We start from the raw sequence: 25,496 nt of genomic DNA on the forward strand, positions 1-25,496 counted from the left end.
TCAAAACTTCAAGTCGATGATCTTGCGCATCCAGAGACCGCCGATCGTCATGAGAATGATTGACAACCCGATCATTCCCCAACCAAGCGGCTGGGTGAACATCACGTTCATGTAGCCGGGGTTGACAAGCAAGAGCATGGTGACGATGCCGAAGGGAAGGGCCATCAGGATGTATCCCGAAAACTTTCCTTCCGCGGCCAAGGATTTGATATGTCCCTTGATCTCGCTGCGTTCGCGTATGGTCTCGTTGACTTGGTCCAGGACCTCCGCAAGGTTTCCGCCCACCTCGCGGTTGATTTGAATGGCTTGCGCTATCCACACGAAGTCTTCGCTCTGCATTCGCTCCGCTGTGTCGGTAAGCGATGCCTCAAGATCGCGGCCAAGGCTCGTCTCTGTAATGATCCGGCGCATTTCCTCGGACGTTGGGCTGGCGGATTCTGTGGCGGCAGCGTCGATGGCACGGAGGATGCTGTGCCCGGCCCGCAAGCCACCAGCCAGTAGTTGGAGGGTGTCCCCAAGCTGAGCATCGAACTTCGCACGCCTCTTACCGGCGAGGGAGCTCACGATGATCCGTGCCACGAAGGGCGCCGGGATAAAGAACAGGATGGCCACCAACGGACCGCCGATGACCAGCCCGATCAAGGCACCCACGAATGCGCCGGCAATTACAAGGATGAAGAAGTCCGCCTGGCTCATTCGCAGCCCGGCATTCTCCAGTTGTTCACGATTGAAGAGCCGGACGTTGCGCCTGGTCAATACCCCATCGACTACATCGGCGGCAGATCCTGCGAAACGCGTCAGCTGGGAGCCTGATCCTACGTGGTAAGGCCGCCGTCGATCGAACGGAACTTCCGGGGTTTTCGGCAGGATCACCGCCACGCCGAGGAGCAGGATGGCTGAAAACATCAGGGTCATTCCGGTCAAGAGCATCATTTTCCGCTCACGCCCTTGCTGCTGTTGCTGTTGCCAAGGGAGCGGCGAATACTCCGGGAGATACATGGATGCCCAAGTCATCGAAGCGGTCGATGAAGCGCGGACGGATACCCGTTGGGACCGGCCTTCCAAGAAACCTTCCGTGGGCGTCGACGCCTGCCGAGTAATCGAAAACAAAGGCGTCTTGAAGGGTGACAATGTCACCTTCCATGCCCTGGACCTCGGTCACGTGTGTGATGCGGCGCGTTCCGTCCCGCAACCGGGAGATCTGGATGATGAGATTCACCGCGGACGCTATTTGCTCACGGATTGCCCGCAATGGCAGATCCATGCCTGCCATGAGCACTAGGGTTTCGAGGCGCGCCACGGCGTCCCGAGGAGAATTCGAGTGCACCGTGGAGAGGGAACCATCGTGGCCGGTGTTCATGGCCTGCAGCATGTCGAGGGACTCCCCACCACGGACCTCGCCGACGACGATCCTGTCCGGGCGCATACGAAGCGAGTTCCTCAGCAGCTCCCTGATGGTCACTGCACCCTTTCCCTCGGTGTTCGGTGGCCTGCTCTCAAGCCTGACCACATGTTGCTGCTGGATCTGCAGTTCCACGGCATCTTCAATAGTGACAATGCGGTTGTCTTCCGGGATGAAAGATGAGAGCACATTCAACAACGTGGTCTTTCCCGTTCCGGTGCCTCCGGAAACAATGATGTTCAGCTTCGCCTTGACGCAGGCATTGAGGAGCTCCGCCATTTCGGGCGTGAGCGTTCCGAAATCGATCAGATTCCTGATGGTCAACGGTATTTTGCTGAATTTTCGGATGGTCAACGACGAGCCGCCCACCGCAAGCGGAGGGATCACCGCGTTGACTCGGGATCCGTCCTCAAGTCGGGCGTCAACGAGCGGGGACGATTCATCGATCCTGCGGCCCACCTTCGAAACGATGCGTTCAATGACCCTCCGGAGATGGTCCTCGGAGCTAAATCCGGAGTCCGTGAGGATCAGCTTGCCTTTTCGTTCGACATAGATCTGGTCCATCCGGTTGACCATGATTTCGGTGACCTCTGGATCGTCCAGCAAGCGCTGGAGCGGCCCATAGCCAAGGACGTCATCCGCCACGTCGGCGACGAGCCTACTGCGCTCGTCCGCGGACAGCGGGACCTGCTCGGCGTCGATGATCCGGGTGAGTTCTTCCCGCGCAGTCGACCGCAACTCATGTTCGCTGACGCTCGAATCATTGAACCTCGCCCCCAACCGCTCGAACAACGCGGTGGCTGCGCGGACTTTGAGGGCAGCGAAGGCATCCACCGGCTGCTGGGCCCTGAGTTTCGGCGTGTCAGGGACGTCGGACAGCTTGACTGAAGTGTGGGGTTTTACGGCACTGCCGGACTTCGCCATGGGATGCGCCATGACTTGCTGCGTGGACTCGGCGAATGTCGGTTTAGGCGCAGAGGGCGCACTCGCGCCAAGGTCCACCCCGGGACCGGCGGACCTTTCGGCCTTGTCCTCGACTGCATGCAGGCGTTCAGACAGCTTCATTAGACCACCACCCTTCTGTGCAGTTTGCGCTGTGCTGTGGCACGCCACGCGGGATTGAAACGCTCCACAAGTTGCTTGAGTCCCTTGACGGCCGGATCCTTCACCGAGTCCTGGAGCACGGGAATGCCGCGGTTGGTGGAGAACGCTACAGCCTTCGATCGGGGGATGCTCACGTCAACCGGGGCGCCTACGGTGGACTCGACGTCCTGCACCGACAGCCCCGACTTGGAATCAGCCATGTTGAGCACCACATGCCGGGTTTCCGGCAGGAGGTTCAGCTTGCGGAGAATGTCCAGGCCGGAACGGAGGCCACGGACACTCGGAACGTCCATGCCTGTCACCCAGACAGCGTCCGAGCATTGCTCGAGGGCAGCTAGCCCGATTTCGGGAAGTCCGGGTGCCGTGTCAACAACCACATATTGGAACTCTTGAGCGAGCTGTTCGAGGAGCCTGCCGACTTGTTCCGGAGAGATCTCGTCTGCTTCGACGGGGTCCTTCGGTGCGCACAAAGCATAGATGCTTGCCGGGTGAACAGTGAGAAATGCCTTGAGCACCAGGGAATCCTGGCTGGCCGAGGGAGTAACGGCATCGGTGACAGTATGCTCCGGATTGAGGTAGAGCCCGGAGGCGACGTCACCGAATTGCAGGTCCAGATCCACGATTACAACGCTCATCGGCGCGATCTTGCCCAACCCCACGGCGATGTTCGTGGCGATTGTCGTCTTGCCCACGCCACCTTTGGGGGAAAAGACGCCAATCACCAAGCCCTTCGGCGAGCCCGATTGTTTGGGTTCTCCGGTGCGCCGCCGGCTGGCGAAAGACTGGCACGCACGCTCGAGCATGACCCGTATCTGCGCCAGGTCCGCATCGGGGCTCATGATGTCGCGGATGCCGGACCGCATGGCTTGGAGGACGAACGCGGGATCGAGTTCACTGACAAGGATGACGCTCAGTTCCGGCAACTGCACATCGAAGACGGTGGCCAGGCGCAGTGCGTCTTCCACCGGCACGTCGGGCCCCAGGATCAGCACTTCGAGTTGTTCCTGATTGAGCGCGCCGAAGAGTTCTGCTGGATCAGCCGGCAAAATGCTCGTGAAGAAGGTCTGCACGCTTCCGGGGAGGCCACCCGCGACAGCTTGGCGCAACCGTTGGTCAAAATCGGTATTGGGCGTAATCAGGACAAAGCGGCTCACTTGTATACCCCGCTCTGCTGCATGAGGGTGGGGCCACTGTCTTTGGCATCCAACGGCTCTTTGCTGAGCCAGATCTTTGCGTACTCGGCGGCGAAGACAATCTTGGATGCGTCCACATCGCTCACGGCAACGGTCAGCAGGAGGATTCCGGCGGGAAGTGCACTGTCCTTGGAGCCGGCAGCACCGGACGTGGGACTCGGCGTCGCTTGTGCACTCGCGGCTGTTTGGGGGGCGCGTTGGATCATCGTCACAAGAACCTTGTGAATCGCCAATTCGGTAGTTGGCTTGTCGGTCGACATGGAGATGAATATTCCAATGTGGTCACCAGGAACCAGCAGTCCCCCGACTACCCGCTGGGGTTCCAGTTGAAATGAGACCTCCTGGAGCCCTGCGGGCACCTTGACGTCCCCTGGGGTCTTGAGTGCATCCGGGGCCACCAGACGTTCGGCCACCAACGTCTCGCCAGGGACGAGGTCGACGGCGGCCACCTTGCCTGCTGAGTCCCCCAAGTTGTGTAGCGCTGTCTTGGGGACGGCCGATTCCGGCAGTTGCTCAGTGGCGAGAGAATCCTTCATGGCGTCCACTGAAGTGCCAGCCGGGATGGCCGTCTTGACCACCAACACGTCAACAGGGGCCAGGTTCTGGACTGCCCGTTGATCCGCGCCTTGAGCGTAGGAGAAGACGAGAATCACCCCGACGAGGGCCAGCACTGCCGCTGCCGACCCGGCCAACAAGCGTGACTTCACTTACAACTCCTGTGCTCAAAGAACGGATGAAAACTAGTTAGTGATGCGGACAATGGTGGCCCCAAACGCATCTACCGGGCCCAGCGTGTAGCCATCCGCCAGCGAGACGTATTTGATGAAGCTCCCGATGATTCCGCGGCAGTTGCCGTTGCAGGAAACTGATGAAGGGACATCAGGACTTGTGTTGTGGAAACTGTCCGGAAGACTGTTGTTGCCGCTGAACGTCCATCCGGCCACTTTGAACGCCGCGAAGGAAACCAGATGGTAAATTGCGCCGGCACCCGTACCTGTAACGGCGTCGAAGACCGGAAGCAGGACGACGACGTCGCGGCCAGCGTTGATGGTGTCTGCCCACTTTTGAAGGGTGGCTGCGCAGTTACCCGGCGAACTGTTACCAGGGGCGCTCCCGCCTTCGCTGACAGCGAGGTTAATCGTGCCGCCACACGCACCGGTGTCTTGGACTATCCAACCGTAGCCACCGGCAACCGTGGCACCCGAAGGACCGTAATTGCAGCTGGGGTTGGCACCTGAGCCGTGATCCTGAAGTAGCTGGAGGCCCCCGCCGATATATCCCCGCACCTGGCAGATGGAATACGCGAGCGGAAAGGCGGTTCTGCCCGCGACGGCGCTCCCCCACTGAACGCTGGACGTGGTCAAGACATTGGTGGAGTTGACGCCCAGGACGCGTTCGAAAAAGAGCGAGACGGCGTTCGGCGTCCCGCCTGCCTGCTGGGCCCCGGCGGTCACGGTGACTTTCCGGTTTGTCAGGTCCAGATTGATCGACTTGATGTTGTTCAAGCCATCGTTTGCGTTCTTGTTTGCGATGTCGGAGGCGATTGGGGAGGTGGTAGAGCAATTCGGATCGCTCGTATTCGCGGCGCACTTCTGCGCCACGGCGAGGGCTGCGGCATCGGATCCGTTCTGCACTTGCGCCCGTTCCGAATACAGCATTCCCGCATCCACGGCGAGGGCGGCAAACCCGAGCAGCACCACCAACAAGAGCGCGACGAGGACGGCAATCGCGCCGCGCTCGCCGTCGTCGTTTTTGGGGACCATCAGCCGCCGCATACCATGACTCCTACTCCTTGCATGGGGAAAGGCCCCGCGATTCCCGTGAGGGTGCTGAGGGTGTACTTGATGGTCACGGACATCTGGGCACCGGACGTGCAGCTGGTCGGACTGAACGTGAAGTTCGTGTCCGCTAGTTGTGGATTCAACGACACTGCCGCGCTTTTCGCCGCTGTCTTGGCGGCCGTCTGATCATTCGAAATCGCCATGACCCGGACACCTTCCCGTGCTGCGTTCGAGAGCGACACCTGCACGTTGTAAGCCCTGCCGAATTCCATGATGCCTAGGAGCAGCATGATCAGGAGCGGTGCCAGGATCGCGAACTCGACTGCCACGGCACCGCGCTCTGAAGACCTCGGCATGATGTTGCCCTCCCAGAGAACGGATACTTCGAATCAAGCAGAGTGGCGGCCGCGTGAATGCTGCCGCCACCCGGAGTTGCTTGGTGTGCTGGTATTGCCTTCCAAGGCACCTTGCCGGGAGACTTCTAAGGGCAGGCGCCCTGACCGGCGCTTGCCCCTGCGCTGTAGGTAGTTTTGCCAGACACTGAACACTGGACCTGGGTGAACGTGTCCTTGACCGTCCCGCCGAGGGCAGTCACGGCGACGATGATAACAACTGCGATGAGCGCAACCATGATGCCGTATTCGACGGCGGTGGCACCGGTTTCGTCACGCCGGGCGTGCGAAACGGACTTCAGGAAAGCGGACAGCATTGGGGCTCCTTACTGAGGAAAGTGCTATCGATCCGCACGAGGCAGTCGTTCTAGCTGCAAACGTTCGTGGTACTGTTCCAGGTTTTACCGGTGGTCATCGAACACTGGACTTGGTTGAAGGTGTTCTTGACCGTCCCACCCAGCGCCGTGACGGCGACGATGATGACAACAGCAATGAGGGCGACCATGATGCCGTATTCGACGGCGGTGGCGCCCTTTTCGCTACGACGGATGCGCGAAGCGGCGTTGAAGAAGAAAGCAAACATGTGAAACTCCTGAGCGAGTTGGGAGATATGGGCTGGTCCAGCACCAGCTCTCTAGCAACTTAGCAACCCCAAATACCCCGTGGAGCAGTCCTTGGGACAACCTGTGCCAAGACTCGCGATCCTGCGCATTTCTTGGGTCAAACCTGTGGAAACCCTGCGATCCTGGGCTTCCCCGCCAAGCCCGAGCAAAGGTGGGAAAACAGCGCAACTGCCCCGCCGCCGTCGGGCCCTCCCAAGACCCTCGCTCACATATACGGCCAAATCCCAAGACCCTCGCTCACATCAAGTGAGCGAGCGTCCGCCCAAAACCCCACACAAGTGAGCGAGCGTCCGAGGAGACCGTCATCCGAACGTGAGATGCTAGCGCAAATGCTGGAATACACCGCAACCGGTCCGCAATCCCAAGACCCGCGCTCACATATATGGCCAAATCCCAAGACCCGCGCTCACATATATGGCCAAATCCCAAGACCCGAGCTCAGATCAAGTGAGCGAGCGTCCGCCCAAAACCCCACACAAGTGAGCGAGCGTCCGCCCAAAACCCCACATATGTGAGCGAGCGTCCGCCCAAAACCCCACACAAGTGAGCGGGCGTCGGGGGGGGCGCAGCGCTAGGCGGGTGGGTGCTCGACGGTCACGGTGCCGGCGTCGCCGTCGACGGTGATTTGTTGCCCGCTCGTGAGCCGCTGCGTGGCGACTCCGGTGCCGAGCACAGCGGGGATGCCATACTCGCGGGCCACAATCGAACTGTGGCTCAATGGGCCGCCGACGTCGGTGACCACGGCGGACGCCATCGCGAACAGCGAGGTCCAGGCGGGAGTGGTGATACGGGCAACAAGGACCTCTCCGGGCGCCATCTGGCCGAAATCCTGGGGCCCGCTGAGGACTCGCGCAGGAGCACTGACGCGGCCCGCACTGGCGCCGACTCCTTTGATGACGTCGCCCGGCTGATCCTGGGAGTGTGCCGGCATCATCGATTCGAATGCGCCCTTCATCCAACGTGTCTCCGGCAGCAGTTGCGGGGCGGCCGCTTTGGCCTGGCCCCGCCAAAGCATCTTGCGCTCCTCGACGACGTCGGCGCGGACAGGGCGCGTTGCCCCGGTAATTGCCACCGCCACGGGTGCGGGCGGTTCCGCCGTGCCCGGTGGTTGCGGCGCGGCGAGGCCGAACGCGACGGCGCTTTGCAGCTCCTGCTGCCGCAGCCAGAACACGTCGGCGGGACGGGCGATGACGCCGGAGTAGACCAGCCGTTGTCCGAGTTCGAGCAGCAACCGCCGGATCAGCGGCCAGGCTAGCCCGACGTCGGCCAGGGCGTCTTCGCGGACGGGTGCGGACTTCTGCGCCCACCGGAGCAGACGGATGAACGGCGCCTTGCGAGTCCGCCCGAGCCGGGTCCGTCCGAGCCGGGCAAGCATCCGCTCGGTTTGGTCCTCCCGCCGGGCTGCCGAGAGCCGCTGGCGCTCATGCGGGTCGTTGCCTTGTCCCCGCAGGTAGAACTTCATCGTATCCAGCAGCGCCGAAGGATCGTCCGCCGGCACCGGGCTGGCGAAATCCAGGTTGTAGACCGCATGGCCGAAGCGATCGAGATGGGCCTGGAAACGCGGACGCCATTGCTGCCAAAGGGCGGGGTCCATGCCGGCAGGCGGGAGCCAGTTTCTCTGCGACTCGGCCAGCGCCTCCGTCGGTTGATTGAGGATCGCGGGAGCGAGGCCCTCGACATCCCGGGCCCAAGACGCGAGATCGTACAACGATTTCTCTGCACGGATGGGTTCGCTGTCGTAGCCGAGGAGGAATGTCTCGGCAGTGGGATCTCCAGCGCGCCGGATGAGTTTGTCATAGAACGCCCGGAACGCCATTTCGCTCGTCGCAGCGATCGGAATGATTGACTGCACAGCCGTGTAGTACACGGTTCCGGCGTCCAGCAACGTCCGGACACCCTCAAGCAGTTCCTCTCCCGATAGCTCCCCCGCAGGCTTTGCCGACCAGGCCCGGATCGCCCGCTCGTAGCGGGGATGCGAGAATTCCCGCCAGCCCGCCACACCCATGTGCGCCTTGCCACGAACCAAGGCGAGCATGGCGGCCGGCGACTTGCCCATTACGCGCCACATTCCCGAAGTGCGGTAATAGTAGTAGGCGTAACCGTTGATGGTGGGCAATCCGACGTCGCCCTCGCGGATGACTTCGCTCCCGACGGCTTCGTTCATCAGAGCCTTAAGCGAACGGGTCACAGAACCGTCAATGAGGTCGGCGAACAGCGGCGAGAGCGGGTCCGGCAGTTGTTCCACGATGCTCGCCCGGAAGTAGAGGCCCTTCGGGTAGGGCAACGGCCAGGTGTCCGGGGTGTCGGCCACGGGTTCAGGCAGTGCCGTTATGGGCCGGGATTGCAGCATGAAGAAATTGCCGCCGGCCCGTGCCCATTCGATGTCCTGCGGAGTTCCGAAGTAGTCCGAAATCCTCGTTCCATAGCGGGCCAGCGCGGCGGCAGCTCCGTCGTCGAGCACGGCCGTGTTGCGGAGCGCCGCCGGGACCGGCCGCTCCGCAGTGCCTCCTTGATCCTCGGCCCCGCAGTCGGCAGCGCCTTGGTCCGGGACGCCGTCCGCACCGCGGTCCGCGTACACGCCGTCCGCACCGCGGTCAGCGTACACGGTCATGACTTCCTTGTCGGCCGTCCGGCGCGAAAGCACGCGGCCTGTTCCAGCTTCGACCACAAGGTCATCCGTGGTGACTGTTCCACTGACCACGGACTCCCCCAGTCCCCACGCGGCACTGATGACGATCTGGTCGCGGCGCCCGTTGCCGGGATTGGCCGTGAACATGACCCCGGCCGACTCGGCCTCGACCATCCGCTGGACCACTACCGCGAGGCGTACATCGCCCGGTGCGATGCCTTCCCGGTTCCGGTAGGCCATGGCCCGCGCCGTCCATAAGGAAGACCAGCAATCGACGACGGCGGCATCCAACGCTTCCGCGCCGCGGACGTTGAGGTAGGTTTCCTGTTGCCCGGCGAAGCTGGCCGAGGCGAGGTCCTCGGCAGTGGCGGACGAGCGCACCGCCACGGGCGCGCCGTCGTCGCGGCCGCCGCCGCCGCCGTCGCGAGAGCCGCCGTCGTCGGGCGCGCCGCCGTCGCGAGAGCCGCCGTCGTCGTCGCGGAGGCCCTCATAGGCGGCGGCGAGCTCGTATGCGATGGCCGCAGGTATGGTGCCGCCGGTGAAAAGGGCACGGATCGCGGCCGAGGCGTCCTCGTAATCCTGCGGCGCGGCCTCCGACGGCAGGGACGCCAGTTCCTGGATGCGCGACTGAATCCCGTTGGCATCCACGAAGGCTTCATACGCCCCAGTGGTCAGCACGAACCCTGGAGGGACCGGAAGCCCTGCGCTAACAAGGTTGCCCAGCCCGACGCCTTTGCCGCCCGCCACGGCGACATCGGCTGCTTGCACATCGGCGAAGTTGTAGATGTAGGTCATGACCGTCGCTCCTTGTCGCGGAGACGCCCTCAGCGAGCCTGACCCACAACATACTGCCACGCCGTCCGGCGGGAGGCGATGGCTGCGTCGGGCGGCTTCTTACTGCGGACCCAACGCGCGTTTTACGGCCGCCTGGTCGCAAGCCCGGAGAACACGGATAAACTCGTCCATTGCTTCCGGCCCCTCATCGGTGTCGGCTACGCGAACAAGGTGGGAGGCGAGGACTGCGACTTTGACGTTCGTCATGCTGCTGCAACTCGCGAGCAGTTTGAAGGCGGCCTCGGAGCTGAGGAGCAGACGCCCCATCAGGATGCCGCGCGCCTGATTGATGACGCCCCGCGTCGCATTGGCGCCCGCGACTGCGTCACGCGCCGCCTGCTCGGTTTCCCGCCGCAGCGTGGACGTCAGGTCGACCGTGGTCCCCTCGAGCGCGACGGCCCCCGATGGGCCGAGTTGAGCATTCCCTGCCGTCAGCACCCGACGGACATGTCCCTGCGCATCAATGATCCGGTGGTAAATGCAGAAATGCCCGCCGTCGCGGAATACTTGGGCCAGGATATCCTTGGCCGGCGGCCTGTCATCCGGGTGCTTGTGCGACATCAGCAGCTCGAGCGTGGGCACAACTTCCCCACGCTGGTAGCCGTGGAGATTGAAGAGCCCGTCGGACCATTCCGCTTTCCCTGTGAGCGGGTCAAAAAGGAAGGTTCCGGCTGGAAAGCCGGGGGAGCCCAGTGCACTCGAGTACGTATGAGGGCTGTCCAACATGGCGCAAAGACTCATTTCCTAAGGTTGCTTATCAATTCAGCTAAGGGTACAGAATACAACGCGTACGACGGCGGCACGCGCCGTCGCGTCCGCCCCCGCCCGCACCCGGGGCTTGGTTCCCAGTCGGTTGCTTGCAGTAAACCAGCACCGGATATGCAAGAAACTACCACCGAACGGGAAACAAGCCCCAGCATGCACTCAAATCAGGAGCTTAGTCCTTCACCACCACCTTGCCGGCCATTCCAAAGTAGTCGTGGAGTGCGCAGATGTAGTCATACACGCCTGCCTTGTTGAAGGTGACCGTGAATGTCACGCCCGGCGGCAAAATGCCTGAATTGAGCTGTCCACCCGTGTAATTCGTTGGATCGCCGAGCGGCGGGAACGGGTTGGCAGGTTCGGTACCGAAGGTGATCGTGTGCGGCTCGCCCATGCCGTTGTTCACGAAGCTCACTTTCTCACCAACGTGAATGACCACTTTGGGTTCGATGAACCGCATGACCATAGCGACGCCGTCGTCGGCTCCAGCAATCACGGTGTGGTTGTCCGCCTGGTCGCGGGCGTCGCTCCATAGCTGGTAGCCGTCACGGATGATGGCCCGTTCAGCCCGCTCTACCCGGTTGTTGTATTGCTCCTGGGTGTACGGGTAGTCCGTACCCTTGGCCCGCACATGGACTGTGCCCTTCTGGGCCGCGCCATGCACCAGGCAGTAGTACGTGAAATCGCCTGTATCCGGGAACTTCAAGGTGTAGGAACTGACTTCGGCGAACCCACTGTTCGAGACGTTCGACATCACGCCGGAGTTGTAATAGGAGTGCCCGTCGTAGGACGTGCCGCCCTGCGCGGATATGTAGAGGGGGCTGAAAGGATCAAAAGGTTGCGTGGACTCGATGGTTTGCCCCTCGGCCAGGAACGTGACCGTATGGATTTCGGCCGCGTTGGCCTCCCAGGTGACTTTGTCACCGGCATTGATGTAAATGTTCTTCGGCAGGAAGGACATTCCCTGGATGGCCTGGTCCGACGATTCGGAGCCGACCTGAACGGTCCACGTCCTTGCGGACTTGCCACCGTCCGCCGCCGCTGTGCCACTCAGGGCCACCGGCAACACGAGGGCAAGTAGCAAGACCATGAGGGCTCGAAGGCGCGGCAGTAGGACGGGTTTTGGATGAGCAGTCATAAGACTCATTCCTTAGGAAAATCTTTGCTGACCGGCTGTTATTAGCCTGGAAATTTTGAGGCGCCGGAGACCATGGCGTCGTTTGACGGTGACTCGGTTTCTTTTAAATTCCCTATGAACTTCAGCTCGCAACTGCCGCCCGTCCCCCGCATACGGTGCGGTGCCACGACGTTGGGGCCATGCAGGATCCTCCCTTGCTCGCAGGGATAACGTCCAGCTCCGTGGGCTAAGAGCCCCCCATTGCGGAACCGAAAGGACACGGCAAAGCCGGCCCATGTGAAGGCGAGAGATTTATCTCTCATCGTGCTACCTGGACGTTATTTTGTCGAGACTCCGGGACTGCATACAGGCGATTATTGTGGCCGAAATGAGGCCTTCCCTGGCGCGTTTTTAACTCATCTGGGTGATACGTTCCGGACATGAACGGACGACGGCGACTGTGGCTTGCGGCGGGACTGGCAGTTCTGCTGGCCCTCGTGGTAGTTCTGGCCGCGGTCATCGCCGGATCCAACAGGACCTCGTCCGGACCGTCGCCCTCAAGCGCCTCCGCAGGCGCAACGGCTACCCATACTCCATCCCCCACCAAGTCCCCTGCGCCAACCGCTGCCGCACCGGCCCCGCCCACCATCCCCGAGCTTCCCGCGACCCCCATGAACATCCTGGTGATTGGCAGCGACAGCCGTGCCAACGCCAGGGACCAGAACAACCAGACCGTCACAACGGGGCAATCATCGGACCAACGCTCGGATTGCCTGATGCTGATCCACGTCCCAGCAGACCGGCACAAGGTCTACGGTATTTCGATCATGCGCGACAACTGGGTGGACATCCCGGGCTATGGCGCATCCAAAATCAACGCCAGCCTTGAGGTGGGGGGCATCCCCCTGGTGGTCCGGACCGTCGAGACGCTGTTGGGCACGCACATAGACCACACCGTCATGCTGGACTTCGAGGGCTTCAAAGTCCTGACCGACGGCCTCGGAGGGATCGACGTCAATGTCACACTGCCCTTCACCGCCAGCTTTGACACCCATCACACCTTTGTTGCCGGCATCAACCACTTGGACGGAGAAGCCGCCCTGGAGTTCGTCCGCGAGCGCTACTCGTTCGTGGACGGAGACTACCAGCGCGTCCGCGACCAGCAGACGTTCCTCCGCGCCCTCTTGGCCAAGCTTTCCGGGGGCGTCCAGACTCCTGCCGGCGTGTTGGGACTCGTCCAATTTGCAGCCAACTACCTCACTGTGGACCAGGGATACGACCCCGCTGCCGTCGCCATCCTGGCCTACGGACTCCGCACCGTGGACCCCAAAGCCTCCGTCTTCTTCACCATGCCCACTGCGGGCACGGGTACCTCCCCGGACGGACAATCAATCGTGCTGCCGGATTACGCGGGAATCGGAGAAGTGGCCGCGGCGCTGCGGGACGACACCCTGCCTGAATATGTGGCCGCCCACGGTTACTGAGCCGGCCACGGGCTACTCGTTTCCACTACCCGGTTGCAGCAACCGCCTGCCTCCCACCACTCGAAACTACTTGATCCAATCTTTAACTAATCTTCGAGAAAAGCTTGCGGGAACCTTGCGGCTTCCTAAAAATCCTGCCGGAAAGTAGAGGTCATCGGACAGCAAAGTCCCGGTCTCACGGGCTTCAAGAAACGGAAAACATCATGGGTCTCAACCTGAAAACCACCACCGGCAAAGTCATTGCATCCCTGGCCCTGGTCGGCACTGCTGCCGGCGTGGCAGGACTGGGAACCTACGGCGCCTTCACCTCCAGCACCTCCGCCAGCAACACCGTCGCCTCCGGCATCGTGAACATCGCCCTCGGCGCAACCGGCACCACGAACCGCCTCAGCGTCGCCGCCTCCGGCCTGGTCCCCGGCGACACCGTCCAACGCGTAGCCACCCTGAGCAACGCCACCGGAAACCAGAACCTCTCCGCGATCACCCTGACCACCGCAGCGACCGCTCCCGGCTCCAAGCTGGACACCGACCCGACCATGGGACTGCAGATGACCGTCGACGAATGCTCCGTCCCGTGGACCGAAACACTCACCGGCACCGCCTACACCTACGCCTGCACCGGCGGCACCATCACCTCCGTCCTGGCCTCCCGCTCCGTCATCGGCGCCAACGTCCCCCTGGCAAACCTCACCTCGCTCGCACCCGGACACACCGACGACCTCCGCGTCACCCTGACCCTGCCCGCCACCGCGGACAACTCCCTCCAGAACCAGAGCAGCACCATCGCCTTCACCTTCACCGGAACCCAGCGCACCGCCGCCGCCCAGTAACACCCCAACCCCAGCCAGCCCTCCGCCGTCGAGCCCCCCTGAAAACGACGGCGGAGGGCCTCCCCCAAGAACGGAGACCCAGCCATGACCGCATCACTGCTACGCCAACGGCGGGTCTCCCGGACAGCCACCACGACGGCGACACCCGGCACCGATAAGAACTCGGGAGTTGGGTCGAAGGTTGCCCGGGCCATGGTCAGCGTCATCACGACCACGACGATGGTCGCCGCGGTCGCTGCGTTCCTGTTCCTCGCCGTCGGGCCCCGAGTCCTCGGCTACCAGACCAGCACCATGCTCACCGGCTCGATGTCGCCGCTGATCAACCCGGGAGACGTGGTTGTCACCGTTCCCGTGGCGGTCCAGAACCTGAAGGTCGGGGACATCATCACCTACCACATTCCGGTGGAGGACCAGCGGGTGGAGACCCACCGGATCATCGACCTCACGGTGAACAACCAAGGCACTGCCACCGTCCGCACCAAGGGCGATGCCAACAACGGCGCCGACCCCTGGACAGCGACCCTGGCAGCAGGCCAGGTTGACCGCCAGGTGTTCACCGTCCCCTACCTCGGCAACGCGATCCGCGCCCTTCGTGATCCCGTTGTCCTGAAGGTCCTGATGTACGGCGCTCCCGCTGCCCTGGTAATCATGGTGCTCGTCTCCATCTGGCGGAAAAAGCCCGAAGGCGACGACGCCGCCGTGGACGCCGGCGCTGCCCTACCGGCCTTTGACCGCCGCCCCCTCAAGCGCCTGGCCAGGGAGATGAAGAGCAAGGAGGCCGCTGAGAAGTTCGCGGCCGCCTACGCGAGGCTGCTGCCCCAGCGGGTGGAGAAGATCAGCCACGCACTGAGCACTGGCGACAGTGACCTCGCGATGGATGCGGTGCTCAGCCTGAAAACCAGCTCCTCGATGGTAGGGGCGCTCCGGATGGAAGAGCACTGCGTCCGCCTCGAACACGCCTTGGTCACAACCGATCACACCGCGGCGATCCAAGCCGGGGAACTCGTCCGCCAGCACCAGCCACAGCTGGAAAAAGCCCTGGGCGGTCACACCGCCCGGCGCGCTGCTTGAAATCCTCTTCAAAGAACCAAACCGGGTCCGCTGCCTTTACCGCATGAATGCGGTGAGAATGGGATGGACCACCGGGCCTGACAGAAAGCCGCTGACCTTGCGTAGAAGCCGGAGCACCGCCGACGCCGCGCAGACCCCTGCGCTGGGGCGCGTCGCCGCGGTCCTGGCAGCGGCTGCGGTACTGGTGTTCGCTCCGGGTATCGCGCAGGCCGCGTTCAACGGGTCCGCGAGCGCCGCCCTCCCCGTCTCCTCCGCCACGATTCCGGCATCCACGGCAACCGTCAGCGCGAGCTGCTCGGGAGCGAACCTCAACATCAGTGTCACAAACTGGGCGATCGCGGATCCGCGTTTCGTAGGACAGTTCACCGTAACTAGCGGCGGAGCCAACCTGTTCACGGGCACCAGCAACCAAAGCGGAGGGGGAAGCTACATGGCGACGGTCTCTCACCCCAAGGGGGTCACGTACTCCTGGACCGTACAAAACAAGTACATGGTACCCGGCACCAGCAACGTCTGGACCGGCACGCCTATGTCGGGCCAGTTCACCTGTACCTAAGGCCACGCAACTACCCCCGCAGCGAACGCGGGCGCCGGCGTCGGTCAGGCTCTATATATTGAGAGCATGACCCAGACTTCCGGTTCCGCCCAGCCATCCCACGCCGAAGGCCCAACGGCTCCCGTCGCCAAGAAGGTGCCGCACACCCGCGAGCACCACGGCGATGTTTTCGTGGACAACTACGAATGGCTGCGGGATAAGGAATCCTCCGAGGTCATTGAGCATTTGAAGGCCGAAAACGCCTACCAGGAAGCCGTGACCGCACACCAGGAACCGCTGCGCGAAGCCATCTTCCAGGAAATCAAGGGCCGCACCCAGGAGACCGACCTCTCGGTCCCCAGCCGCAAGGACGGCTGGTGGTACTACACCCGTTCCGTCGAGGGGAAGGAGTACGGCATCCATTGCCGCGTCCGGGCGGCGAACTCGGGCAATCCCGTAGCGGACTGGACGCCCCCGGCGGTGGAACCCGGCGTCGAGCTCCAGGGCGAAGAAGTCCTGCTGGACGGAAACGCCGAGGCGGAAGGCAAGCCGTTCTTCTCCGTTGGCGGCACGGCCGTGACGTTGGACGGCAACCTTTACGCCTACGCCGTGGACAATTCCGGTGAGGAACGGTTCACGCTCCGCATCAAGGACCTGCGGACGGGCGAACTGCTGCCCGACGTCATTGAGAACATCTTCTACGGCGTGGCCTTCTCCCCCGACGGCACCCGGATCTTCTACACCGTCGTCGACGATTCGTGGCGCCCCTACCAGGTGAAGTCGCACGTCCTGGGCACGCCGGTCAGCGAGGACGAGGTCATCTACCAGGAGGACGACGTAGCCATGTGGCTCGGATTCGAGCTCTCCTCCGACCGGCGGTACCTCGTGCTGGGCATCGGCTGCTCGGAATTCAGCGAGACGCGCCTGCTGCGCTTTGACGACTTCGACGCCGGCCTGTCCACCGTGATTTCCCGCGACGAACACATCCTCTACGAGGCCGAGCCGTTCCTGCTCGATGGTGTTGAGACGATCCTCCTGACCCACAACAAGGACGCCATCAACTCGATGGTGTCCATCGCGGACCCGGCCGAGTTCGCCAAGCCGCTGGCCGAGCAGCACTGGCGCACCGTCGTCGAGCATTCCGACGCCGTTCGCGTCAACGGCGCGGGCGTCACCTCGACGCATCTGGTGGTGTCGGTACGGCAGGACACGATCGAACGCGTGCAGGTACTGCCGCTCGCCGGGCTGGGAACCGCCGCGCAGGGCGCAGCTGTGGAGCCCGCCTTCGACGAGGAGCTGTACACAGCCGGCGTGGGTGGAACCGATTATGAAGCGCCCGTGATCCGCATCGGGTACACGTCCTACTTCACGCCGTCGCGGGTGTACGACTTCGTGCTGCCCACCGCCGCGCTGCCGCAAGGCGAACTGCTGCTGCGCAAGGAAAGCCCGGTGCTGGGCGGGTACACCGCGTCCGACTACGTCGCCACCCGGGAATGGGCGACGGCGGCGGACGGCACGCGCGTGCCGCTATCCGTGCTGCGGCATGCCTCCCTTGCGCAAGACTCAAGCGCCGCAGGCCTGGTCTATGGCTATGGCTCGTACGAGGTCAGCATGGATCCGGGCTTCGGCGTCGCGCGTTTGTCCCTCCTCGACCGCGGAATCGTCATGGTGATCGCGCACATCCGCGGCGGCGGCGAGCTCGGCAGGCGCTGGTATGACGACGGCAAGAAGCTCAACAAAAAGAACACCTTCACGGACTTCATCGCCGCAACGGACTGGCTCGCGTCCTCCGGTTGGGTGGCGCCCGGGCGGATCGCGGCCATGGGCGGCTCCGCAGGCGGCCTGCTGATGGGCGCCGTGGCCAACCTTGCGCCGGAAAAGTACGCGGCGATCGTGGCTGCCGTGCCGTTCGTGGACGCGCTCAACACCATCTTGGACCCGGAGTTGCCGCTCTCCGCGCTCGAATGGGAAGAATGGGGCAACCCCATCACCGATCCCGAGGTGTACGAGTACATGAAGTCCTACACCCCGTACGAGAACATCCGCGCGGCTTCGTACCCGCGCATCGCAGCCGTCACGTCCTTCAACGACACCCGTGTGCTCTACGTTGAGCCGGCCAAATGGGTCCAGGTACTGCGCTCCGAGACCACCGGCGTGGCGCCCATCGTGATGAAGATCGAGATGGACGGCGGACACGGCGGAGCCTCGGGACGATACGTCCAGTGGCGCGAGCGTGCTTGGGACTATGCCTTCGTCGCGGACTCGCTCGGCGCCGTCGATCTGCTGCCCGGTGCAGGGCTCAAGTAGCGTTCTCGAGAGTAGGCTCTCCCAAGGGAGCCGAACCGAAACAGTAGGAGCGCAGCTTGACTAACGATGCATCGGTGCCAAACCGGGCTTTGGTGGCCGACCCTGACCCGGTTCGTCACGCAGAGACTGTTGCGGCGCTCGCCGCGGCGGGGTTCATGGTTCGTTCAGCGCACGACGCCGGTTCCCTTGCGGCCGCGCTGGAAAGCGAACCGAGCGACGTTCTGGTGGTGGACAACGACCTCCGGGAGTTCCTTCCCCGTAACAGCGTTCCGGTTTTGCTCCTGCTGGATCCTGAGAACGAGCTGGATGTTGCTGCCCTGGAAGGGTGGACGATTGCTGATTTCACCTACCGGGGCCAGCCCCCCGCATTTCGGGTGCACCGGGCCTTGGTACTGATAGCCCGTGCCGCCGAACGGACGCGCCGCCGTTCGGCGGCCGAGTCACTGAGGGAGAGCCTGCGAAAAGTGTCCGCGGCGATCCGGTCCACCATTGATCCGGGGCTGATTGCCCGGCATCTTGTGGATGGAATCGGCGAGGCCTTGGGCGCGGAGCATGTCTGGTTCACCACCTTCCCGGACGCCCGGGTGCCGCAGGTGAGGGCGGAATGGAACGCTCCGGGACTGGTACCAGGTGTCCTGCCGGACGAACTCACGGACGACATCGCCAGGTTCGCACTGGCGGAGCGGTTGTGGGCGGAAGCGGAGGTGCAGCCGCTCCCGAAACGGACTCCCGCGGGTGACTCCGGTGGTACGGGCGCGCCGGGTGGTGCGTGGGCGCCGTCGGCCTCGGTTGTGGTACCGGTAGGCGAGGGAGATCTCGTACTCGGGGTCATCTGGATCGCCCGCCCGGACACGGCACAGGAATGGACCCGGGCCGAAATAGGCCTGATTCAGCACGTCTCGGGGAACTTGGCGTACGGCTTGATGCAAAGCCACCTGATCGGCGCGCAACAGCAAGTCATGTACAAGCTCCAGGAACTCGACCAGGCCAAGACCGACTTCCTCACTACGGTGAACCACGAACTTCGAACTCCCCTGACGTCCATCACTGCCTATCTCGACATGATCCGCACAGGCGCCGGTGGGCCTCTTCCCGCGGGTGTCGGGAGGATGGTCGACGTCATTTCACGAAATGCCGAGCGGCTCCGACGGCTGATCGAAGACATGCTCACCGTTTCGCACCAGGACACCTCCGGCGACCTCCAATTGAGCCGCGTGAATGTCGGCACCTTGCTCAGGCTTGTTGTCTCGACCTTGCAGCCGCTCGCCGACTCCCGTTCGCTGTCCCTTACCGTCACGCATGCACCCGGAACCATGACTGTGCAGGCCGACGAGGCCAAGCTCGAGCAAGTCTTCGCCAACATCATCAGCAACGCAATCAAGTTCACGCCCGACGGCGGCCACGTTGCCGTGAGCAGCGGGATCACCTCGGAACCGGATTTGGTTCCCAGCGTGGTGGTCCGCGTGGAGGATACCGGCGTCGGGATCCCCGAAACCGAAATCGAGCAAGTGTTCACGCGGTTCTTCCGCGCATCAAACGCCTCCACTGCGGCCATCCCCGGGAGCGGGCTTGGCCTGGCCATAGCCCACGACATTGTGGAACGCCATTCCGGCCGGCTCGATGTCGAGTCTGTCCTCGGCGTGGGTACCACGGTTTCAGTCCGTCTCCCGCTGGACACGGAGAGCTAAGGGGCCGGTCGTCCAAAAGAACACCGCCCCTCGGCGGTGGCCCGGGGCGGTGTTTGGAATTGCTCTATCGTCTACCCAAGTAGTCCCCACCGCCACCCTCGCCTCGCAAGCTCGGCCAGGGAACCCTGGGGGCGTGGGCCCCCGCAGTTAATGCCGTTTTGAGGCGTCTAAACGACATCTAGTGCGAGTCAGTTGGGCCACCAACCGATCTGGGCGTAGTTCACAACAGTGCCGGTGGTAACCGTCGTTACTGTTGTGCCGGTGGTGTCGTGCGTGGTCTTCGGGGCGGCATTGGCAGGAGTAACAAATCCGCCAATAGCGAGCAGGCCCGTCATGAGCAGTGTTGCGGCGAACTTTTTCAAGAAGTGCTCCTTTGAGCCGTGAAAATCCGAAGTTGACTTTCTCAGCGTAAAGAGCGTTGTTAAAGGTTCCCTTAAGATTGGGTCAGTTTTCCGACGTCTTTGCAGCGAGGCGGTAACCGACACCGCGCACGGTTTCCACCCAACGCGGCGACTGCGCCGAATCGCCGAGCTTCCGCCGCAGGTTGGCGATGTGCACTTGGATCGCGCGCTCTTCGGATTCGCTGACATAGCCTCCGGTTTCGTACTCCCTGGCATGGAGCCAGCGGGCAAGCCCCGTGGTGCTTCGGACAACCCGTCCGGCCTCCATGAGGGCCTGGAGAAGGTCGAATTCGGTGCGGGTCAATTGCACCTCTTCGGTCCCCACCCGGGTTGTCCGCGTCGCAACGTCCAGGAAAAGGCCATTGTGTTCCAGCCCCGCCGGCTCGGCCGCCGGAAGCACGGGCGTGGGGCCGGTTGGCGAGTTCGGCGTCGGCGGCTGCTCCGCCGTCGGGCTCCCTCCGGAACTGTTCAAAAGCTTGCTGCCGCGCGGCCGGCGAAGGAGCGTCTCAACCCGGGCCAGAAGTTCGCGGGGACGGAAGGGCTTGGTGACAAAGTCGTCAGCGCCGATGGCCAGCCCTTGCAGTGTGTCCACTTCACGCGCGCGGGCGGTGAGCATGATGATGTAGGCGTCACTGAACTCGCGGACCCTACGGGTGACCTCGATCCCGTCGATGTCGGGCAGGCCGAGGTCCAGGGTGATCACGTCCGGGTTGTGAAGGCGGACCGCATCCACGCCGTCGACGCCGTTCCCGGCAGCGTAAACCTCCAGGCCCGATGCCTCCAGGACGGCATGGACCACCTCACGGATGTCATCGTCATCCTCGATTACTACCGCTACGCCCGATGCGCCCACGTCAAGATCCCCATCTCTTATGCTCAGCCCACCTTAACACCAGCGGTACCTGCTATTCTCGCGCATGTCATCGTAAATCCGCTTTCCGGGCGCGCCACTCGGAGTCGAGCATGGCGTAGATGACTTCAGTGGACCATTGGCCCTTGTAGTGCCAGTTGTCCACGAGCTCGGCTTCGCGGCGCATCCCAAGCCGCTCACACAATCCCGACGACGACGTGTTGAGGGCATCCAGCTTGGCGTCGATCCGGTGGAACATGAGGGTCTCAAAACCTAGACGGAGCACGGCCCCGGCTGCCTCCGCGGCGTAGCCATGGCCTCGGCTGTCCGGAGCCAGGATCCAGCCGATTTCGGCCTGTCCAGTGCCCGGCAGCCATTTGAGCACCACTTCGCCAAGCAGCCCCGGCGAGTCCGCGCGCTCTATGGCGAGGCACACCCAGTCGCCCTCTTGCTCGAAGGTGAAGTTGGCGTAGCGGCCCAGCGCTTCCATGGACTGCGTAAGGGTCAATTCCTGCCTGAGCAGGAATCGCGCAGTCTCGGGCAGTGACTGGTAGGCGTGGAATCGCTCCAGGTCGGTGGCCTCGAACCTGCGAAGCACAAGCCTCGGAGTCCGGATGGGGAGTTCGATAAGCGGCATGCCACGAGGCTACTACGTCGGGGTTTTTTGGGGTCCGGATCCGTCCCGCCGAGCGATCACCTCTTGACAGTTCAAGCAAACTGGGATTACCTAATGAACATTCGGTAAATAAAGCTGGAGGCAACGACGCATGGTTGAGACCACCCTTTCTGGCGCAGCGCAGCACCAGATCCTCAAAAACGACTACGCCTCTGAGTGGATGGGCCTGGAGGTGCTCAAGGTCGACGACGGCCACGCCACCGTCCGCATGAAGCTCCGGCAGGAAATGCTCAACGGCTTCGGAATGGCCCACGGCGGAATGATCTTCGCCTTCGCTGATTCAGCGTTTGCCCTGGCCTGCAACCCGGCCAACCCCTCGCCGTCGGAAGCAGACACCATAACTGTCGCCGCCGGCGTCGACATCAACTTCCTCAAGCCGGCCTATCAAGGCCAGGTGATCACCGCCGTCGCGAACCGTCGCGCCAACAACGGCCGCAGCGGCCTGTACGACATCCAAATCTTCGCGGCCGACGCAAGCGATCCTGCCGCCAGTGGGTCACCCGAGGATCCGGGCAGCTACGGCGAGCTCATCGCCGAGTTCCGTGGCCGCAGCCGCACCATCTCCAAGAAGTAGGAAGACCATGACACAGAACACCGTCGCCGCTCCCGACGCACCGCTTAACACCGCACAGCTGGACCGCGAAGAAACCATCTCCCGCGACGAGCTCGAGGCCCTGCAGCTCAGCCGCCTCCAGCACACCGTGGCCTACGCCTACGATCGCGTCCCGCTGTACAAGCGCAAGTTCGACGACGCCGCCGTCCACCCTTCCGATCTCCGCGAACTGTCCGATCTCGGCAAGTTCCCGTACACCACCAAGGAAGACCTCCGCCAGGAATACCCCTTCGGCATGTTCGCCGTGCCGCAGGACGAAGTAGCCCGCATCCACGCGAGCTCCGGCACCACGGGACGGCCGACCGTCGTCGGGTACACCAAAAACGACCTCGCCAACTGGGCAACCCTGGTGGCCCGCTCGCTCCGTGCTTCCGGGGTCCGCCCCGGCATGAAGGTCCACAACGCCTACGGCTACGGCCTGTTCACCGGCGGCCTGGGCGCCCATGCCGGTGCCGAAGCGCTCGGCTGCACAGTCATCCCGCTGTCGGGCGGCCAGACCGAACGCCAGATCCAGCTGATCCAGGACTTCAAGCCGGACGCCATCTTGGCAACGCCGACTTACCTGCTCACGATCGCCGACGCCATGGCGCACATGGGCGTCGATCCGGCGTCGACCTCGCTCAAGTACGCGGTGCTCGGAGCCGAACCGTGGACTGAGGAAATGCGGCACGAGCTCGAAACCACCATGAACATCAAAGCCTGCGACATCTACGGGCTATCCGAGGTCATGGGCCCGGGCGTCGCGGGCGAGGCAGTGGAGACCCAGGACGGCTGCCACATCTGGGAAGACCACTTCCGCCCGGAGATCATCGATCCGTTCGATCCCTCCCGCGGGGAAAGTGCCGTCTTGGCCGACGGCGAACCGGGCGAACTCGTCTTCACTTCGCTCACCAAGGAAGCGCTGCCGATCATCCGGTACCGCACCAAGGACCTCACCCGCCTGCTGCCCGGCACCGCCCGCCCCGCGCACCGCCGAATGGGCCGCATCACCGGACGAAGCGACGACATGATCATCCTGCGCGGCGTGAACCTCTTCCCCTCACAGATCGAGGAAATCGCCCTGCGCATCCCCGAGCTCAGCCCGCACTTCCAGCTCGAGCTCACCCGCCCCGAGGGCAAGCGCATGGATTCGCTGACGGTCAAGATTGAGCGCCGCGAGAACGTTTCGGTCGAGGCGGGCACGACGGCGGCACACGCCTTGCGCGAGCAGATCAAGATCCACGTGGGTTCTTCGTGCGTGGTGGACGTCGTGGAGCCGGGTTCGCTTGAGCGCTCCAACGGCAAGCTGCGCCGCGTCTACGACATGCGACCCAAGAGGTAACGTGGCCGGGCGCGTGCACGAATCAACCGACCGTTCATGAGAAAATGGCCAGCATGCCTAGTGAGACAGTAACCAAGCGGGGACGCCCCGGATACGACCAGCAATCAGTGCTGCTCATCGCCGTCGACGTCTTCAACCGCCACGGTTACGACGCAACCTCCATGGGCATACTGGCCGAAAACCTCGGGATCTCAAAGTCGGCCATCTACCACCACGTGCCTTCCAAGGGCGACCTCCTGAAGCTCGCCCTGGAGCATGCGCTGGGCGGGCTCGAGGCCATCCTGGAACAGCCAGAGGCTGTTACGGGGGCGGCGGATGCGCGTTTGGAATTTGTCCTGCGGCAGACCATCGCCGTGCTGGTGGAGCGCCTGCCGTTCGTCACGCTGCTCCTGCGTCTTCGCGGCAACACCGACATTGAGCGCGATGCCCTCGAACGGCGTCGGGCCTTCGACCACAAGGTGGCCGCACTGATCTCGGCAGCCCGCGAGGAGGGCACCCTGCGCCAGGACATCGACCCCCGCACCGTGACCCGGCTCCTGTTCGGCACCATCAACTCGATCGTGGAGTGGTACAAGCCGGGCGGCTCACTCTCCCCGCAGCGCCTGGCCGACGACGTCATCACCATGGCATTCGACGGCCTCCACGCCTCGGCATAGGCTCACCACTCGCGCCCCCTCCCTCCGACGCCCGCTCACGTATACGGCCCCTTTCGACCGACGCCCGCTCACATATATGGCCAATTGACAGAACGCTCGCTCACTAAAGAAGTGAACGAGCGTTCTGCGCAGTGTTCGTGAGTGTTCTTCAGCCGGTCAGAGCTGGTATTCGGCCTGGATCCCCAAGCTTTCATGGACGCAGAGGATGTTGTTTTCCGTGTCCATGAACCAGGCGCAACGGTCGGCGTCGGTGGTACAAATGTGGTGTTCTGTCTTAAGATCCGGAAGGTCGTAATCCCGGAATTCGACGCCGTTCGCCTCCATTTCGTCGACTGCCCGCTCGATGTCGCTGACTTCAAAGGAAAGGGCAGTGTGCGACGAGTGCATGCCGTCCTTGATGGGCATCAACTGCAGCATGGGACCGCCGTCGATGCCGAACAAATCATTTCCATCCCAGGTCATGCCGCGATGAGGGAGGCCGAGTTTCTCCGCGTAGAAGCTGCGGGCTCGGTCCACGTCGTCGACGGGCAAGACGGTTGTGGCTGTTCTGAGTGCTAGGTTCATTTCGCCACCTCCTACGCAAAAAATCTTACGCCGGGCGGGATCGGAAAGACCTTGTAAGCGAAGGTTAGCCTAGACCGTTGTCAGGGCGACGACCTCGGCCTACCATGTGCAGCACAGCCCCTCGCAGGGGAACAACTCCGGGACCTTCCCTCAACGGGTGATGGGAGCACCTGAGTAGGCCCGAGTCCTGGACATCACGGGACGGGAAGACAATGACCAAATATCTGTTCGAAGCAAACTACGTAGGCGACGGAATCAAGGGGCTGTTGCGCGAGGGCGGAACCAAGCGCCGCGATGCTGTGGTCGATGCACTCAAATCCGTCGACGGATCGCTCGAATGTTTCTACTACGCTTTCGGCGAGACCGACGTCGTCGGGGTCTTTGAAATCCCGGACGCGGCTAGCGCCGCCGCTCTCTCACTCATGATCAATGCGACAGGCGCAGTGCGCCTGCATTTGAAGCCGCTCATGACGGTTGAGGATCTCGACGAAGCTGCCAAGAAGTCCCCGACATACCGCGCCCCCGGACAGTAGAACGCCTCAGGCACGGAACGCTCCCTATTGCTGGGGAGCGTTCCGCGTATGCAGTACATACGTGAGCGAGCGTCCGGCCAAACACCCACAAACGTGAGCGAGCGTCCGGCCAAACACCCACATAGGTGAG

At 63.0% G+C, this 25,496-nt stretch carries 25 protein-coding genes; 10 read left to right on the forward strand and 15 right to left on the reverse strand.

Annotated elements, in window-relative coordinates:
* The 11 genes from ABEA18_RS08675 to ABEA18_RS08725 all read right to left on the reverse strand — a co-directional run bounded on the left by ABEA18_RS08675 (position 1) and on the right by ABEA18_RS08725 (position 11,858).
* Entirely contained in the window at positions 1 to 933 is a 933-nt protein-coding gene (locus ABEA18_RS08675; RefSeq protein WP_345448911.1) for a type II secretion system F family protein, read from the reverse strand.
* A gap of 7 nt (positions 934 to 940) precedes the next feature.
* Positions 941 to 2,467, reverse strand: coding sequence for a TadA family conjugal transfer-associated ATPase (locus ABEA18_RS08680; RefSeq protein WP_345448914.1), 1,527 nt, complete (start codon positions 2,465 to 2,467; stop codon positions 941 to 943).
* Positions 2,467 to 3,660: a CpaE/TadZ family protein gene (locus ABEA18_RS08685; RefSeq protein ID WP_345448916.1), complete on the reverse strand. Its 1,194-nt coding sequence runs from the start codon at positions 3,658 to 3,660 to the stop codon at positions 2,467 to 2,469. Before ABEA18_RS08685 ends, ABEA18_RS08680 begins: the two co-directional genes overlap by 1 nt.
* Positions 3,657 to 4,406 carry a Flp pilus assembly protein CpaB gene (gene cpaB, locus ABEA18_RS08690; RefSeq protein WP_345448918.1) on the reverse strand — a complete coding sequence of 250 codons (750 nt, stop codon included), beginning with the start codon at positions 4,404 to 4,406 and terminating at the stop codon, positions 3,657 to 3,659. Before cpaB ends, ABEA18_RS08685 begins: the two co-directional genes overlap by 4 nt.
* Positions 4,407 to 4,439: 33 nt before the next feature.
* Complete coding sequence (locus tag ABEA18_RS08695) at positions 4,440 to 5,474, reverse strand: Tad domain-containing protein (RefSeq protein ID WP_345448920.1); 1,035 nt, start codon at positions 5,472 to 5,474, stop codon at positions 4,440 to 4,442.
* A complete protein-coding gene (locus ABEA18_RS08700) occupies positions 5,462 to 5,836 on the reverse strand; it encodes a TadE/TadG family type IV pilus assembly protein (protein WP_345448921.1) in 375 nt (124 codons plus the stop codon). The genes ABEA18_RS08695 and ABEA18_RS08700 overlap by 13 nt, the downstream gene beginning before the upstream one ends.
* 125 nt (positions 5,837 to 5,961) lie before the next feature.
* The gene (locus ABEA18_RS08705; protein WP_345448923.1) at positions 5,962 to 6,189 is read right to left on the reverse strand and encodes a Flp family type IVb pilin; all 228 of its coding nucleotides are present in this window, start codon (positions 6,187 to 6,189) and stop codon (positions 5,962 to 5,964) included.
* A gap of 50 nt (positions 6,190 to 6,239) precedes the next feature.
* Positions 6,240 to 6,455 carry a Flp family type IVb pilin gene (locus tag ABEA18_RS08710; RefSeq protein WP_345448926.1) on the reverse strand — a complete coding sequence of 72 codons (216 nt, stop codon included), beginning with the start codon at positions 6,453 to 6,455 and terminating at the stop codon, positions 6,240 to 6,242.
* 611 nt (positions 6,456 to 7,066) lie between these two features.
* The gene (locus tag ABEA18_RS08715) at positions 7,067 to 9,919 is read right to left on the reverse strand and encodes a PEP/pyruvate-binding domain-containing protein (protein ID WP_345448928.1); all 2,853 of its coding nucleotides are present in this window, start codon (positions 9,917 to 9,919) and stop codon (positions 7,067 to 7,069) included.
* 99 nt (positions 9,920 to 10,018) lie between these two features.
* Positions 10,019 to 10,699 carry a PAS and ANTAR domain-containing protein gene (locus ABEA18_RS08720; protein WP_345448930.1) on the reverse strand — a complete coding sequence of 227 codons (681 nt, stop codon included), beginning with the start codon at positions 10,697 to 10,699 and terminating at the stop codon, positions 10,019 to 10,021.
* A gap of 196 nt (positions 10,700 to 10,895) precedes the next feature.
* A complete protein-coding gene (locus tag ABEA18_RS08725) occupies positions 10,896 to 11,858 on the reverse strand; it encodes a plastocyanin/azurin family copper-binding protein (protein WP_345448932.1) in 963 nt (320 codons plus the stop codon).
* A 419-nt stretch (positions 11,859 to 12,277) separates the two neighbouring features.
* On the opposite strand from ABEA18_RS08725, the gene ABEA18_RS08730 reads away from it, so the two are divergent.
* From ABEA18_RS08730 to ABEA18_RS08755, 6 genes are all read left to right on the forward strand, one after another.
* Complete coding sequence (locus tag ABEA18_RS08730) at positions 12,278 to 13,321, forward strand: LCP family protein (RefSeq protein ID WP_345448934.1); 1,044 nt, start codon at positions 12,278 to 12,280, stop codon at positions 13,319 to 13,321.
* Between the two features lie 203 nt (positions 13,322 to 13,524).
* On the forward strand, positions 13,525 to 14,151 hold the full coding sequence (locus tag ABEA18_RS08735) for a TasA family protein (protein ID WP_345448769.1): 627 nt from the start codon (positions 13,525 to 13,527) through the stop codon (positions 14,149 to 14,151).
* 84 nt (positions 14,152 to 14,235) lie between these two features.
* On the forward strand, positions 14,236 to 15,222 hold the full coding sequence (locus ABEA18_RS08740) for a signal peptidase I (RefSeq protein ID WP_345448936.1): 987 nt from the start codon (positions 14,236 to 14,238) through the stop codon (positions 15,220 to 15,222).
* Between the two features lie 58 nt (positions 15,223 to 15,280).
* On the forward strand, positions 15,281 to 15,778 hold the full coding sequence (locus tag ABEA18_RS08745; RefSeq protein ID WP_345448939.1) for a hypothetical protein: 498 nt from the start codon (positions 15,281 to 15,283) through the stop codon (positions 15,776 to 15,778).
* Between the two features lie 66 nt (positions 15,779 to 15,844).
* Positions 15,845 to 18,064, forward strand: coding sequence for a S9 family peptidase (locus tag ABEA18_RS08750; RefSeq protein WP_345448941.1), 2,220 nt, complete (start codon positions 15,845 to 15,847; stop codon positions 18,062 to 18,064).
* Positions 18,065 to 18,120: 56 nt separating this feature from the next.
* Positions 18,121 to 19,752: an ATP-binding protein gene (locus ABEA18_RS08755; protein ID WP_345448943.1), complete on the forward strand. Its 1,632-nt coding sequence runs from the start codon at positions 18,121 to 18,123 to the stop codon at positions 19,750 to 19,752.
* Positions 19,753 to 19,940: 188 nt separating this feature from the next.
* On the opposite strand, the gene ABEA18_RS08760 is transcribed toward ABEA18_RS08755, so the two are convergent.
* The 3 genes from ABEA18_RS08760 to ABEA18_RS08770 all read right to left on the reverse strand — a co-directional run bounded on the left by ABEA18_RS08760 (position 19,941) and on the right by ABEA18_RS08770 (position 21,640).
* Complete coding sequence (locus ABEA18_RS08760; protein WP_172465637.1) at positions 19,941 to 20,114, reverse strand: hypothetical protein; 174 nt, start codon at positions 20,112 to 20,114, stop codon at positions 19,941 to 19,943.
* A gap of 82 nt (positions 20,115 to 20,196) precedes the next feature.
* A complete protein-coding gene (locus ABEA18_RS08765; RefSeq protein ID WP_345448946.1) occupies positions 20,197 to 21,006 on the reverse strand; it encodes a response regulator transcription factor in 810 nt (269 codons plus the stop codon).
* Positions 21,007 to 21,073: 67 nt separating this feature from the next.
* On the reverse strand, positions 21,074 to 21,640 hold the full coding sequence (locus ABEA18_RS08770; RefSeq protein ID WP_345448948.1) for a GNAT family N-acetyltransferase: 567 nt from the start codon (positions 21,638 to 21,640) through the stop codon (positions 21,074 to 21,076).
* Positions 21,641 to 21,770: 130 nt separating this feature from the next.
* On the opposite strand from ABEA18_RS08770, the gene ABEA18_RS08775 reads away from it, so the two are divergent.
* Genes ABEA18_RS08775 through ABEA18_RS08785 form a run of 3 tightly spaced genes read left to right on the forward strand, consistent with a single transcriptional unit; the run spans position 21,771 to position 24,269 of the window.
* Positions 21,771 to 22,253 (forward strand): hotdog fold thioesterase, encoded by a 483-nt coding sequence (locus tag ABEA18_RS08775; RefSeq protein WP_345448951.1) that lies wholly within the window; start codon positions 21,771 to 21,773, stop codon positions 22,251 to 22,253.
* A gap of 7 nt (positions 22,254 to 22,260) precedes the next feature.
* Entirely contained in the window at positions 22,261 to 23,613 is a 1,353-nt protein-coding gene (gene paaK / locus ABEA18_RS08780) for a phenylacetate--CoA ligase PaaK (RefSeq protein WP_345448953.1), read from the forward strand.
* Positions 23,614 to 23,666: 53 nt separating this feature from the next.
* Positions 23,667 to 24,269 (forward strand): TetR/AcrR family transcriptional regulator, encoded by a 603-nt coding sequence (locus ABEA18_RS08785; RefSeq protein ID WP_236812614.1) that lies wholly within the window; start codon positions 23,667 to 23,669, stop codon positions 24,267 to 24,269.
* Between the two features lie 156 nt (positions 24,270 to 24,425).
* Here the strand turns inward: ABEA18_RS08785 and ABEA18_RS08790 are convergent, their stop codons facing one another.
* Positions 24,426 to 24,833: a VOC family protein gene (locus ABEA18_RS08790; RefSeq protein WP_345448956.1), complete on the reverse strand. Its 408-nt coding sequence runs from the start codon at positions 24,831 to 24,833 to the stop codon at positions 24,426 to 24,428.
* A 212-nt stretch (positions 24,834 to 25,045) separates the two neighbouring features.
* On the opposite strand from ABEA18_RS08790, the gene ABEA18_RS08795 reads away from it, so the two are divergent.
* Positions 25,046 to 25,366 (forward strand): GYD domain-containing protein, encoded by a 321-nt coding sequence (locus tag ABEA18_RS08795; protein WP_345448958.1) that lies wholly within the window; start codon positions 25,046 to 25,048, stop codon positions 25,364 to 25,366.
* The last annotated feature ends 130 nt before the right edge of the window (positions 25,367 to 25,496 follow it).

The sequence above is a fragment of the Arthrobacter gyeryongensis genome, assembly GCF_039543785.1.
GTDB classification, from domain to species: Bacteria; Actinomycetota; Actinomycetes; order Actinomycetales; family Micrococcaceae; genus Arthrobacter; species Arthrobacter gyeryongensis.